Source organism: Bacillus sp. FSL W8-0645, from assembly GCF_038007905.1.
GTDB classification, from domain to species: domain Bacteria; phylum Bacillota; class Bacilli; order Bacillales; family Bacillaceae; genus Bacillus; species Bacillus pumilus.
Genome location: NZ_JBBOYC010000001.1, coordinates 1,971,655 through 1,984,768, shown reverse-complemented (window position 1 = coordinate 1,984,768; position 13,114 = coordinate 1,971,655). Strand labels below are relative to the sequence as shown.

Sequence of the window (13,114 nt, the reverse complement as noted above, 5' to 3'; positions counted from 1 at the left end):
TCTCAAAAAGGTGTTCATTTGACTTGTTGCGCTTGATCAAGTTGTGCTTCAGGTTCACACCAATCCATTTCTGCCTGTTTGTGCAAAATCCTCACTTATCTATAACGAAAATAATTAAATCCAAGCAAGAATTCTGTTTTTTTGTATTGTAGAACTTTTGACTGTCCAGAATTAATGAAAAACGAATCATTTTTGAAGTTCGAATAATATATTCGTGACTTGACATGACTAAGAGGTGGAAATATAATAGTCGTGACAACTATAATCACAACTACTATATAGGAGGGCAACCTTGAAATTAGAAAAATATATTGGCGTTAATGTACAGCGCGCGGCACTAAAACTGAATAATTACTACCAAAAGGTAGTCAATCCGTTTGACATCACAGTGGATCAGTGGGAAATACTAATCGTCCTATGGGAAAAAGAAGGGATTACTCAAAAAGAACTTGCCGAGAGGCTACACAAGGACCAAACAAATGTTGCACGAATGCTGTTTAAGCTTGAAAAGAAGGGATTTATTTATCGTGTGGTTCATGAAACGGATAGAAGGTCTTTGCGTTTATATTTAACTCCTAAAGGACGAGATATTAAAGATGAAATTCTTGCTCCTTCAATTGAAGCATATAATAACACCATACAGGGGTTATCCGAAAAAGAAGTTGAAATGTTTAGAAGGGTTCTTAGTGTAATGTATAACAACGTAAAAGATCTATAGCCCAAAGAGAAGTCTCTCTTGAAGTGATTCTCTCCACATTGAGGGGAGAATCACAATTGGACATCATATTTAACTTTTCAGGCTATATAGTTGCTGCAACAATTATAGCTTCGACAATTAAAATCTTATTCTAAAGGAGAGTTACAAGATGAAAATAAAACTTAAAGAAATAGGGGTTTTCGACGCCAAATACAGAGCTTTGACCATCGGGATTATTCTTGCTGTAACTACCGTTGCGTTTGAAAGTTTAGCTGTTGTTACGATTGCTCCGAGCTTAGCTCAAAAATTGAATGGGCTCCATTTGTACGGCTGGATATTCAGCTCTTTTCTTTTGGCACAAATCCTTGGAACGATGATTATAGGAACACGGATTAACAAAAACGGCGTATTTGCGTCGTTTGGCATATCGATACTGTTTTTTGTGATCGGCATCGTGATTGCCGCCACTTCCGTGAATATGATTACCCTAATTATAGGGAGAGTGTTTCAAGGTTTTGGTGGCGGCGGCATCATTACGTGTGTGTATTACAGCATTACTTTAGGTTATCCCGATAAGCTAAGAACGAAAATACTTGCTTTGTTTTCCGGCGCATATATTTTACCTGCACTAATTGGTCCTTATATTGCTGGGCTTATAGCGGAGCAAATATCTTGGAGAGTTGTTTTTTGGCTTGTGCTTCCCTTCATTGGTTTGGCTGTCATGCTGACGCTTCCTGCTTTTCGTAAATTTTCAGTTAGAGTAACTACCCCTTCCAAGAATAACCGAAAAGAAGGTTTTGCAGTGCTACTGACTATTGGAACGGGAATGTTTCTGGCTGGGCTAAGTTTTATAACCGATTGGAAAGGAATCGTACTTTTGGTAGCGGGCTTGTTTATCATGATACACCCTTTGCGAAAGCTGCTGCCTGAGGGTACCTTAAGTGCAAGAAGAGGTTTACCGGCTACGATTGCTTCAAGAGGATTCTTTGTTGCTAGTTATAATGCGACCGAGAGCTATGTTGTCCTGGCTTTAACAGATGTGAAAAAGCTTCCTGCAGATATGGCGGGGTTAATTGTAGCTGCGGGTGCATTAAGCTGGTCAGCGGCAGCCTGGCTTCAGTCAAAGTTAGATGCTAAAGACCATGGGATGGGCCGAAAGAAACGAGTAACCGTTGGTATTGGATTTATGATCATTGGAGTTGCTGCGGTCATTCTCGCTGTTAGCCTCCCTGAAGGGGGGATCGTATTTGCAGTGATTTCACAGCTTTTCACTGGGTTTGGTATCGGTTTGGCACATCCTACGACTGGAGCGATTGCACTGCAACACACGAAAACAGGTGAAGAAGGAGAAATATCTGCCAGTCTTCAGTTTACAGATGCATTTAGTCCGGGGCTAAGCATAGGAATCGGCGGAGCCCTCATTGCTGTTAGTCAATCACTAAATTTGGGGATGTTGACGGGAATTATATTGGCTCTGTCTCTTCAATTTCTTTTCGTTCTCTTGAGCTTTACGATTTCCTTTCGTATCAAGCAAGCGAAAGCCTCGAAGGATTAACCGATTCTGTTCTGAATACCGAAAAATTGAATATGCCCCTACATTGAATGGGCGGTGCGAGGCAGTTTACAGTCGGACGTGAATATTGTGGTGGTTAAAAAAACGTTCAGGTCATCCTGGCATGATGGGCTAGATGCTACCAAGGATAATCTTACAAAAAAATAGCACCATATGATGTAGGCGGACAGTCAAAAGCTCCACATTTTTTCTGTTGTCCCAAATGATTGATAAAATGGTTTTAAGTGCATGGAAAAATGAACGATTTAAGAATCATATTAAAAAGCTTATAAAGAAGCCGCATATTTTTTACGGGTGACAGCGCATCGAATTAGGGAGTTAAATTGAGATGACGGAAGTACAGTGCTATATTCCGTTTTACCCTTGTATGACCATTTGAACGGGATATTCGGGTTTCTCAAAAATCGCTGAATCCCTTGTTATATATTGGGACAATTTAAAGGTCAAAGGTTTCAGAAAATGGCTCGTATAAAAAAGTATTCATGTGCCTACTTGCCACATGCAATCACAAAAAAGCCGATGACATTGCCATCGGCTTTGCTGAGTGTACATTAATCTTGGAGGTTAATCCATACACTTTTCACTTCAGTGTAATTATTCAACGCATACGAACCCATTTCTCTGCCTAAACCTGATTGCTTATATCCTCCAAACGGGGAGGCAGCATCAAAGACGTTATAGCAGTTGACCCAAATCGTGCCTGCTTCAAGACGTGCAGCAATATCATGGGCATGCTTTAAGTTTTCTGTCCAAAGTCCTGCGGCTAATCCATAGTCAGACTGGTTGGCTCTTTCGACCACTTCATCAATGGAATCGTAAGGAATCGCAGATAGGACAGGTCCAAAGATTTCTTCTTTTGCGATGGTCATGTCATCTTCTACATCTTTAAAAACAGTAGGGGAGACAAAATAACCAGCCTCATAAGGGCAATCGCCACCGACAACGGCTGTTGCACCTTCTGATTTACCTTTTTCAATATAGCCTAACACGCGCTCGTGCTGTTCTTTACTTACGAGAGGTCCGATTTGCGTATCTTGATGAAGACCGGCTCCTTGTTTGAGGGATGTCGCATATTCAGCCATTTGATCGACAACCTCATCATATTGACTCCGGTGAACAAAGACCCTCGAACCTGCAGAGCAAACCTGACCTTGGTTAAACATGACGCCGTTTAAAGCACCTGGAATGGCTTTCTTTAAATCTGCATCTGGTAAAATAATGTTTGGTGATTTTCCGCCAAGTTCTAATGTGACCCTCTTAATGGATTTGGCTGCTTTCTCCATGATGAGTTTCCCAACACTTGTTGACCCCGTGAAGGCAAGCTTATTCACATCAGGGTGATCGGTTAACGCATTCCCGGCTGTTTCGCCAAATCCAGGTACGATGTTAATCACACCTTCTGGGAAGCCGGCTTTATCCACTAATTCAGCTAAATAAAGCGCAGAGAGGGGTGTTTGTTCTGCTGGTTTTAATACGATGGTGCAGCCTGTCGCAAGTGCAGCACCCATTTTCCACATGGCCATAAGTAGCGGGAAGTTCCAAGGTATGATTTGTCCAACAACGCCAACAGGCTCATGACGGGTATAATTAAAGTATCCTTGGCTGACAGGAATGGTTTGCCCACTTATTTTGGTTGTCCAGCCCGCATAATAGCGCATATGCTCGATTGCGAGAGGGATATCTGCATTGGTTGTTTCATTAATTGGCTTTCCGTTATCTAAAGTTTCGAGCTGAGCGAGCTCTTCTTGGTTTTCTTCCATTAAATCGGCAAGCTTGAACATGAGCCGGGCGCGTTCTGCGGCAGACATGGAGCGCCAAGGACCATGAAAGGCTTTTTTGGCTGCTTTTACTGCCTCATCAATGTCTTTTGCACCTGCTTCATATACATCAATAAGGGTTTCACCTGTGGCTGGGTTAGGAGTTGAAAAGGTTTTGTTATCGTGACTTGTGACAAACTGACCATTAATGTAGAGTTTTTTCGTCCCTTGGAGAAAATATTCGAGTTTTGAACTAATTTGAAGTGTTGTAGAGCTCATAAATAAACAAACCTCCTTAAAGATATGGATTGTTCTGCGAGTTCTAGGTGAAAAAGCGGACCTGAAGCAAATGATCTAGTATACGCACATGGATGTAAACGTATACATTCATCATATTACACCACATGTACGAAAGCAATCCATAACACTCATTGCATTTCATGAAAAATTGGCTACAATAAATGTATAGATGAAAAAAGGAGTTTTTAAATCATGATCCATCAAAACTGGCAAACGGCTCAAACGTTAAAACAAGTAAAATGTATACATACGAATGCGAAAAAATATATGGTCGACCGTGCACTAACGGTTGGAAGTACATATGAAGTGAAAAATGAAACAGAAGAATTCCTGTTTGTCGTTGATAATACAGGTAAAGTAGGCGGGTATTATAAAGAGTATTTCGAAGACTTTTCTGCTGAATGATTTTGGTGATCATCACTCATACTAAGAAAAACAGTAAAGGGTGATGATGATGAAAAAGAAGCAAACAGATGAGCAGAATCAACAAAATGCTTGGCATGATAACGAAGATGCTGATATGGCAATTACGCTTGAGCAGATTTCCGATGTATATGCCGAGGGAACCATTGAAACACCAAAAGACGAATAGTCCAGATTGTTGACAAAGTGCTAAAATGATTTTTATTTTAGCACTTTGTCTTCTTTTCAGCGTGACATGAAAACCTTTGCAGCCCTAGGAAGGACGAGTACCGGCGCGGAGCGAATTTCACATTCGTGAGCACCGGCGCGCAAGGACTGACAAAGAATGCGAGGGTTTGTCTACACGCTGACAGTGATTTGAAAAAATCACTGTTTTTTTATTGGTCACAATTCAACCATTTTTCTCAAAAAGAACTGAAACTTTTTTCCTGCTTTAACTGTCTAAATAAGTAGAGGAAAGAGCATCGAATCAAAAAGAAAAAGTTAAATGAAATTTAATCTATTCGTAATGGAATAACGACTATTTATAGCGTATTCTATAAGTGAGAACAAAACGTATCCACAGAGCGTGTGGGCGTTTTTTCATAAAGGAATTTGATGGAGGAAGAGGGGGTTTACGTGGGTATTTTTTCTGTCAGTAAACAAAATGATAAGAAATTCGAATCCTTACTAATTGAAGGGGAAAGAATTGAAGCTGTTTACAGACTGCGTCACGACCAAATTTGTTTCACCAATAAACGACTGATCTTTGGCGATAACCGCGTATTTTCTAAGAAGAAAGTCAGGGTCTCCTTGCCGTATCGATCAATTGAAAGTTTTGCCATTCAAGAAGCTGGCGTGTTTGATCAGGACACAGGTATGCTGCTTGTCACAAGCTCAAAAGTATTTGAACTCGATTTTTCAAAAGAGACGGATTTGAGTGATGTGCAAGCCATTTTGACAAAACATCTTTGCTGATCAACCTTGCGATTACATAGATCACATGCACTTTTCTCATTCTACTTTTTTAATAGATCGCACATTGCTTGAGCCCTTCCCCATATTTTCTGGGAAGGGCTATTTTGTTTAGGTGTTTGAATGATAGCAAAAAAGGATAAAGATGAAACAGATACAGAAAGGAGAATGAACAATGAAAGTATTAGTTGCTGGAGCAAATGGACATACAGGTAGACTCGTCATTCGTTATTTAAAAGAAAAAGGACATGAGCCGCTTGCTCTCATTCGAGATGAAAAACAAGTGGATGCGCTAAAAGAACTAGGTGCAGCGCCTGTCATCGGTGATCTTGAAAAGGATGTGACAGATGCTGTGAAACAAGCAGATGCTGTCATCTTTGCAGCTGGTTCAGGCTCAAAAACAGGTGCAGATAAGACGATTGCAGTGGATCAAGAAGGTGCAAAACGTCTTGTTGACTCAGCAAAAAAAGAAAACATTCAGCATTTTGTGATGCTCAGTTCCTATAATGCCGATGATCCAAACCAGGGAAAAGGGCAAGGTAGTATGGAAATTTATTATGAGGCAAAAAGAAAAGCAGATGAACACCTAAAACAGTCTGGGCTTTCCTATACCATTGTCCGTCCTGGTGCCTTGCTGCATGAGGAAAAGACAGGAAAGATCGAAGCAGCGGAGCATATTCCAGATGATCAAAACATTGAGATTTCAAGAGAGGACGTAGCCACTGTGCTTGTGGAAAGCTTAACAGAATCCAATGTGAAAAATAAATCCTTTGACTTAATTAAAGGAGATAAACCATTAGAAGAAGCACTTCGTACCTTGTAAGAGAAGAAAGCTGCTGCCAATAAGGCGGCGGCTTTTTTGATGTTTTCAATTCCCTTGCAGCGGGAAGGTAATAAGAAAGGAGTGATTGACCGTGGGCTTAACGAAAGAACAAAAAGCTGATTTATACGAAAGATTGAATCAATTAAAGGAAGATGTAAAAGGGTCAAAAAAGAAAGAAGAATCTATGCTAAGTGAATCCAGCGAGATTTCAAATGGTGTTGGAAATCATATCGCTGATCATGGGAGCATCTATTTAGACCGCATGACCGAACAAACACTGGACCAAGTTGATGGCCAGCTTGAAGCTGAAATTGATGCAGCCCTGAAACGAATGGAAGACGGAACATATGGGGTCTGTGAGAAAACAGGGAAAGACATTCCGTATGAACGTTTAAAAGCAGTTCCCTATACACGCTATTCAATCGATGCGAAGAAAAATGAAGAAACCACTCAAGACCCAAACGAGTTTGACCGTAATTTCTCTGATCAAATGCGTGATTTAACAAATAGACAAACAATGGATCAGATGCATTCAGATACGTATGAACGATTAGAGGAAGAGCAGGATGTTGACATAGACGATGAAAAATAGGGTAATAAGTGTAAGTTACATTTTTTTAGAATAATTTTTTCTTATGTGTACAAGGACAAAACTTTTGTATACACGAGTCTTTTATAGAAAAAAGATCTCTTGAAATTTAATAAACTTTCGTGTAATATAGTTTAAAGGTTGCGATGCGCGTAATGTTAATTAAGTTTTAACCTTTAAGCTGTAATAGGGAGTTTTATATTGAAGCCGGAATGTCATGCCTCTTTAGAGAGGAAGACAGGAACGTTTCTGCAAACACCCACTTTGAGGAGTGGTGGTTTAAAACTTTCTTACTTAGATTACGGCATCCGCAGCTTTTCCTAGGATGATTCAAGCCATTTTCCATTTCGGAAAATGGCTTTTTATTTTGTAAAAAGACGAAATTCAACTGATCGCCTGTAGAGGCAAGAATCTATGTTAAAATGGACAAAACAAATGACAGAGAGGGAATTGGATGTTAGAACAAGCAGAAGCACTCCTGAAACAATATTATGGCTTTGATGCCTTTAGAAAAGGACAGAAACAAGCCATTGAAGCGATTGTAAATAAACAAAAGGATACCGTCTGCATTATGCCGACAGGCGGAGGGAAGTCAGTTTGCTATCAGATCCCTGCACTAATGATGGAAGGTACAACGATCGTGGTATCTCCGCTTATTTCTTTAATGAAGGATCAGGTTGATGCGTTAAATGAGATGGGCATACGTTCTTCCTTTTTAAACAGCACTCTGTCCGCAGCTGAAATGAATGAAAGGCTGAAAAAATGCGAAAAAGGGGAATATGAACTGCTTTATATCACACCTGAACGCTTACAAAATGAACGTTTTTTTCAGCTGTTAGATCGGTTAACGATTCCTTTAATTGCGATTGATGAGGCGCACTGTATATCCGAGTGGGGACATGATTTTAGGCCAAGTTATCGCTTCATTCAAGAATGCTTGAACAAGCTGTCAAAAAGACCGGTGATTGTCGCATTAACAGCTACAGCGACGAAAAAGGTCCATCAAGATATATGTGAACAGCTTGGTATCAACGAAGAAGAAACCATCTTTACTGGGTTTGCTAGAGAAAATTTGTCCTTTCAAGTGATCAAAGGAGAAAACAGTGAACGTTTCATCACACAATATATGAAGAAAAACAGTCTTGAGTCTGGCATTATTTATACCGCCACTCGTAAAGAAGCGGATAACATTTATCATCGACTAAAAAAACAAAAGATCAAAGCTGGTGTTTATCATGGTGGATTGGATGATCATACGAGAGAAGAGCAGCAAAACCTCTTTTTAAATGATGATATCCAGGTGATGGTCGCCACATCAGCATTTGGCATGGGAATCAATAAGTCGAATGTACGTTTTGTGATCCATCATCAAATTCCAAGGGATATTGAAAGCTACTATCAAGAAGCTGGCCGTGCCGGCAGAGATGGGCTTGAAAGTGAATGCATTTTACTGTTTTCACCTCAAGGTGTAAGAGTGCAGCGCTTTCTCATTGAGCAGTCAATAGAAGATGAGACGCGCTACCAGCATGAGCTGCTTAAATTAAGGCAAATGGTGGATTACTGTCATACTGAGCAATGTCTGCAGCAATTTGTGATGGATTATTTTGATCAAACAGCTAGTTCGTCTTGCGGTAAATGCAGCAACTGCCTTGATGAAAGAGAGCGTGAAGAGGTCACAAGAGAAGCACAGATGGTGTTATCTTGTACAGTGAGAATGAATGAGCGATTCGGTAAAATGATGATCGCCCAAGTATTGGCAGGCTCTAAAAATAAAAAAGTGCTAGAGCTAGGTTTCGATCGTCTCCCTACATATGCTTTAATGAAACAACATTCGGCTCAGCAAATCAGTGACTTCATTGAATTTTTAATTACAGAAGAGTATTTGCACATGTCTGAAGGTGCTTACCCAACACTGAAGGTGACCCATAAAGGGAAGAAAGTGTTAGTTGGACAAGAGACAGTGTATAAAAAGCAGGCGATCAAAGCAGAGGCCATTCAAGAAAATGATGCATTATTTGAGCGATTGAGAGCGCTGAGAATGAAGCTAGCTAGAGAGCAAGGCGTCCCGCCATTTGTTGTATTTTCTGATCAAACATTGAAGGAAATGTCAGCTGTAGAGCCTAAAACAGATGATGAATTACTCCAAATTAAGGGGATTGGCGCTCAAAAAAGAGAGAAATATGGAGATGTTTTTTTAGAAGAAATTCGTTTATTTATAGAAAAAGAGAAAAAATAAAGAGTTTGAAGAAGAAAAATAAATTTTTTTCGCTGTACTTGGACGCGTTTTCATCAGGTCATTTTCAATCCTTGTAAAACCTTGATATGGCGGGGAATCAAGCCGTTTTGTGGTCTGATTTACCAATGGAGAGAGATGTTTCATGTAAAGGAACTGTAATCTAAAACATATCGTTTTGTTATTGAATTGACATTTACATATGTTACGATAGCACTCGTTAGCCGCCATAAAAAGCTAACAAGGGAGGATTTACTTTATGAAGAAGACTATTATGTCCTTGGTTGCTGTTGCAGCAATCTCAACAACAGCATTTGGAGCGCAGCAAGCTTCTGCAAAGGAAATCACTGTACAGAAAGGTGATACACTTTGGGGAATCTCACAAAAAAATGATGTGTCTCTAAAGGACCTAAAGGGTTGGAACAATTTATCTACTGATATGATCTATGTAGGTGATAAATTGACAATCTCTTCAAAAGAGAAAACTCAGGAGCAGTATAAAGTCCAGAAGGGGGACAGCCTCTGGAAAATCGCTCAAAAATTCAATGTGTCAATTAGCGATATTAAGTCTTGGAATAACTTAAACTCAGATATAATTATGGTTGGTTCAACACTAAGTGTTGCTGGCCAAAGCTCGGCTCCGGTAAGCTCAGAACCTGTTCAAAAACAGGAACCTGTCCAAAAAGAGCAAACAACGAAAAAAGCTGCTCCTAAAAAGGAAACAGCTAAAGCAGAATCATCTTCTGCTAGTCAGAGTGTACAAAAAGAAATGACTGTTACGGCTACGGCTTATACAGCAAATGATGGTGGCATCTCAGGTATCACTGCAACAGGGGTAAACTTAAACAAAAACCCAAATGCAAAAGTAATTGCAGTAGATCCTAATGTCATTCCATTAGGAAGTAAGGTTTATGTTGAAGGCTACGGTGAAGCCATCGCAGCAGATACTGGCGGCGCAATTAAAGGTAACAAAATTGATGTACATGTACCAAGCAAATCCCAAGCGAAAAATTGGGGCGTAAAATCAGTCAAAGTAAAAGTACTTAACTAGTAAACAATTGTTTTTTGGAAGAAAGCATCAGGTGGCGGCCTGATGCTTTTATTATACCTTTTTTTGGTCAGAAATACACATATTTTTCTGAAAAATTTGCATTTTCGACAAAAAGCAGCGCATATCTTATGATACACGCTGGTTTTTGTCGTTAGCTGTCCACCCAATAAATTTCTCCGCTTTGTTCTTTCCAATTGATCTGGACATCAAATTGATGCTTTTCATAAAAATGAATCAAGCGATCCACGTGATCCCAGTCTCTTTTGACGAGGTCGCCAGTAATCACTGGGATGTTCTGATCTCTTGCGATTTCTTTTAAATGCTTCATGCAGATGGAGCCATACCCATTATCTGGCGGACCTTTAATATCGGCAATATGAATCTTTCCTTCTTCAGGATATTCCGCAATTAAGGAAAAATCAGATTGTCCGCGAAAAGCTTTTTCACAATCGCTGAGCATAATTTTACATGTATCTGCACTTTCAATGGCAGAGACGATCAGCCACTCATCTTCTTTCGCTTGATCGATGCCAATGATTTTTGCTTTTTTCGAAATATCTTTCATCTTTTCTTGCATTCGATACATTTGGAACTGCAATTGCTGTAATTCTTGCTCTAACGTCTTCACATCTTTGGCTGTTTCCTGTAAGATTGACAAGTCCATTACTCCTTTCCTATCAGCAATGATAAAAATCACATAAATTCCAATTTTAAAGGAAGTGGATGGATCTTTCAAGCCGTTAGAACGCCTGCAACCTGCAAGTTTGTCTAAAATTCGACGAAGACAGCGAATTCATTGACTTTATAGAGAAATTTAAATAACATACTCTTAGTCGGAACTAATAAAGAGAGGTTTTCAAACATGAACGAACAGAATCAGAAACCGAAAAATTTCACTGGTGTTGTGATCATTTTAACAATTGCCATCAACGGATTAATCGCTTTATTATTTTTAATGCCAAAATCAGATAAATTTAGCCATCTGGATATTACATTTTTGCCGTTACTTAATGCCGTGATGAACAGCTTTACGTTTATCTTTTTACTTTCAGCACTCATCATGATTAAACAAAAGAACATTAAAGCGCATCGACGATTTATCTTTGCTGCATTTTCAACGACACTTGTCTTTTTAATTTCGTATGTGACCTATCACTCAATGGCAGCTGATACCCATTTCGGAGGAGAAGGGATCATCCGTCCAATTTACTTCTTTATTTTAATCACACATATCGTCTTATCAGCTGTCATTGTACCGCTTGCCCTGATTACGCTGTTTAGAGGTGCACAGATGCAAGTCGAGCGTCACCGTAAAATTGCTCGCTGGACAATGCCGCTATGGCTTTATGTCAGTCTCACTGGCGTCATTGTGTATATGATGATTTCTCCATACTACAGCTAACGTATGTCCAACTGGACATACGTTCTTTTATTTACAAGATGCAGTGCTTTGGATAAAATGGGAATTGGGTATCCGACTTGCACGGTATCTTCCCATCTATAGACTCACATCATTTCTGGCCGTTTGCTCGTTTGGAGAACAACAATTGAACGAAACGGGGGTTATATGATGACTGAACAACTGCAGTATAAACCGGGGCTTGAAGACATTGTGGCAAGCGAAACGTCTATCTCATACTTAGATGTGCAGCAAGAAGAGATTGTAATTCGCGGGTATGACCTCATCGAGTTGGCACAAAAAAAGACCTATTTAGAAACAGCCTATCTGCTTATTTATGGAAGATTGCCAGATGCGATGGAATATCACCAATTTCAGCAAGACATTTCCTCACAAACTAACTTACATCCAACCATTCAAACCATTTTAACAAAGCTGCCAAAAACCACCCATCCGATGGATGCCATGAGAACATGCCTATCTGCTCTTAGTGGGTACGATGATGCATTACAAGATCGATCAGAAGCATGCCAGCAAAAGCGTGCTGTTCGATTACTCGGCCAGCTGCCGGCCATTGTCGCTGGAAGCTATCATATTCTCACAAAAGACGCCGCTATTTCTCCAGATCAGACCAAATCCTACACTGAAACCTTTTTAACCATGCTAACAGGACGTACGCCAACCCAAGACGAAATCACCGCTTTTGACCAAACACTCACATTATATAGTGAACATGAGCTGCCTAATTCAACGTTTGCCGCTAGAGTCATCGCATCCACACATTCTGATATGTATGGTGCTTTTACTGGAGCAATTTCTTCATTAAAAGGTGACTTGCACGGAGGAGCGAATGAAGCTGTCATGCATATGCTTCTCGAAGGGAAAACAACGGAAGGCTTCCTTGCGCTGATTGAGCGGAAATTAGCAGCAAAGGAAAAAATGATGGGCTTTGGCCATAGGGTATACATGAGAAAAATGGACCCAAGAGCCGCTCTTTTAAAACGATCATTGAAAACGCTTACGGAATCAAAGGGAGATACAGCGCTTTATGACATGTGTGTAGCAGGAGAGGCATACATGAAAGAGAAGAAAAACCTCTATCCGAACCTTGATTATTACGCCGCACCTATTTATTACGAGCTCGGGATTCCAATTTCACTTTATACACCGATTTTCTTTGCTGCAAGGGCAAGTGGATTAGCTGCTCATGTCATTGAACAGCATTTGCATAATCGCATTTTCAGACCGAGAGTCCGTTATTTAGGGCCAAGAGGATTAAAAGTTTCAGATGATGATGGAAAAATGGGGGAATGAA

At 40.0% G+C, this 13,114-nt stretch carries 13 protein-coding genes and 1 other RNA gene; 12 read left to right on the top strand and 2 right to left on the bottom strand.

Annotated features, from left to right (window positions below):
- Positions 1 to 292: 292 nt before the first annotated feature.
- Positions 293 to 718 (top strand): MarR family winged helix-turn-helix transcriptional regulator, encoded by a 426-nt coding sequence (locus tag NST39_RS09890; RefSeq protein WP_044141302.1) that lies wholly within the window; start codon positions 293 to 295, stop codon positions 716 to 718.
- A gap of 148 nt (positions 719 to 866) precedes the next feature.
- A complete protein-coding gene (locus NST39_RS09885) occupies positions 867 to 2,252 on the top strand; it encodes an MFS transporter (RefSeq protein WP_341028136.1) in 1,386 nt (461 codons plus the stop codon).
- 569 nt (positions 2,253 to 2,821) lie between these two features.
- Here the strand turns inward: NST39_RS09885 and NST39_RS09880 are convergent.
- The gene (locus tag NST39_RS09880) at positions 2,822 to 4,306 is read right to left on the bottom strand and encodes an aldehyde dehydrogenase family protein (protein ID WP_340960984.1); all 1,485 of its coding nucleotides are present in this window, start codon (positions 4,304 to 4,306) and stop codon (positions 2,822 to 2,824) included.
- 213 nt (positions 4,307 to 4,519) lie between these two features.
- Between NST39_RS09880 and NST39_RS09875 the strand changes: the two genes are divergently transcribed.
- The 8 genes from NST39_RS09875 to NST39_RS09840 all read left to right on the top strand — a co-directional run bounded on the left by NST39_RS09875 (position 4,520) and on the right by NST39_RS09840 (position 10,400).
- A complete protein-coding gene (locus NST39_RS09875; protein WP_003215772.1) occupies positions 4,520 to 4,732 on the top strand; it encodes a DUF6501 family protein in 213 nt (70 codons plus the stop codon).
- 49 nt (positions 4,733 to 4,781) lie between these two features.
- Positions 4,782 to 4,919, top strand: a complete 138-nt coding sequence (locus tag NST39_RS09870; RefSeq protein ID WP_223250615.1) for a DUF4025 domain-containing protein — start codon at positions 4,782 to 4,784, stop codon at positions 4,917 to 4,919.
- Positions 4,920 to 5,368: 449 nt separating this feature from the next.
- A complete protein-coding gene (locus tag NST39_RS09865; protein WP_024422682.1) occupies positions 5,369 to 5,707 on the top strand; it encodes a PH domain-containing protein in 339 nt (112 codons plus the stop codon).
- A 172-nt stretch (positions 5,708 to 5,879) separates the two neighbouring features.
- Entirely contained in the window at positions 5,880 to 6,527 is a 648-nt protein-coding gene (locus tag NST39_RS09860) for an SDR family oxidoreductase (protein WP_340960985.1), read from the top strand.
- Positions 6,528 to 6,618: 91 nt separating this feature from the next.
- On the top strand, positions 6,619 to 7,119 hold the full coding sequence (locus tag NST39_RS09855; RefSeq protein ID WP_340960986.1) for a TraR/DksA family transcriptional regulator: 501 nt from the start codon (positions 6,619 to 6,621) through the stop codon (positions 7,117 to 7,119).
- Positions 7,120 to 7,251: 132 nt separating this feature from the next.
- Positions 7,252 to 7,437: non-coding RNA, 6S RNA (gene ssrS, locus NST39_RS09850), on the top strand.
- A 133-nt stretch (positions 7,438 to 7,570) separates the two neighbouring features.
- Complete coding sequence (gene recQ / locus NST39_RS09845) at positions 7,571 to 9,352, top strand: DNA helicase RecQ (protein WP_340960988.1); 1,782 nt, start codon at positions 7,571 to 7,573, stop codon at positions 9,350 to 9,352.
- A gap of 256 nt (positions 9,353 to 9,608) precedes the next feature.
- Positions 9,609 to 10,400, top strand: coding sequence for a LysM peptidoglycan-binding and 3D domain-containing protein (locus NST39_RS09840; protein WP_003216022.1), 792 nt, complete (start codon positions 9,609 to 9,611; stop codon positions 10,398 to 10,400).
- A 151-nt stretch (positions 10,401 to 10,551) separates the two neighbouring features.
- Here NST39_RS09840 and NST39_RS09835 read toward each other — a convergent pair whose 3' ends face one another.
- Positions 10,552 to 11,058 carry a hypothetical protein gene (locus NST39_RS09835; RefSeq protein ID WP_340911169.1) on the bottom strand — a complete coding sequence of 169 codons (507 nt, stop codon included), beginning with the start codon at positions 11,056 to 11,058 and terminating at the stop codon, positions 10,552 to 10,554.
- A gap of 204 nt (positions 11,059 to 11,262) precedes the next feature.
- On the opposite strand from NST39_RS09835, the gene NST39_RS09830 reads away from it, so the two are divergent.
- Positions 11,263 to 11,802, top strand: coding sequence for a DUF420 domain-containing protein (locus NST39_RS09830; RefSeq protein ID WP_044141297.1), 540 nt, complete (start codon positions 11,263 to 11,265; stop codon positions 11,800 to 11,802).
- A 168-nt stretch (positions 11,803 to 11,970) separates the two neighbouring features.
- A complete protein-coding gene (gene mmgD / locus NST39_RS09825; RefSeq protein WP_340911166.1) occupies positions 11,971 to 13,113 on the top strand; it encodes a citrate synthase in 1,143 nt (380 codons plus the stop codon).
- Position 13,114: the final 1 nt, after the last annotated feature.

Bases quoted from the DNA above. Each gene is read 5' to 3' on its own strand.
- NST39_RS09885 (WP_341028136.1), top strand. From the start codon at position 867: ATGAAAATAAAACTTAAAGAAATAGGGGTTTTCGACGCCAAATACAGA.
- NST39_RS09880 (WP_340960984.1), bottom strand. From the start codon at position 4,306: ATGAGCTCTACAACACTTCAAATTAGTTCAAAACTCGAATATTTTCTC.
- NST39_RS09875 (WP_003215772.1), top strand. From the start codon at position 4,520: ATGATCCATCAAAACTGGCAAACGGCTCAAACGTTAAAACAAGTAAAA.
- NST39_RS09870 (WP_223250615.1), top strand. From the start codon at position 4,782: ATGAAAAAGAAGCAAACAGATGAGCAGAATCAACAAAATGCTTGGCAT.
- NST39_RS09860 (WP_340960985.1), top strand. From the start codon at position 5,880: ATGAAAGTATTAGTTGCTGGAGCAAATGGACATACAGGTAGACTCGTC.
- recQ (WP_340960988.1), top strand. From the start codon at position 7,571: ATGTTAGAACAAGCAGAAGCACTCCTGAAACAATATTATGGCTTTGAT.
- NST39_RS09840 (WP_003216022.1), top strand. From the start codon at position 9,609: ATGAAGAAGACTATTATGTCCTTGGTTGCTGTTGCAGCAATCTCAACA.
- NST39_RS09830 (WP_044141297.1), top strand. From the start codon at position 11,263: ATGAACGAACAGAATCAGAAACCGAAAAATTTCACTGGTGTTGTGATC.
- mmgD (WP_340911166.1), top strand. From the start codon at position 11,971: ATGACTGAACAACTGCAGTATAAACCGGGGCTTGAAGACATTGTGGCA.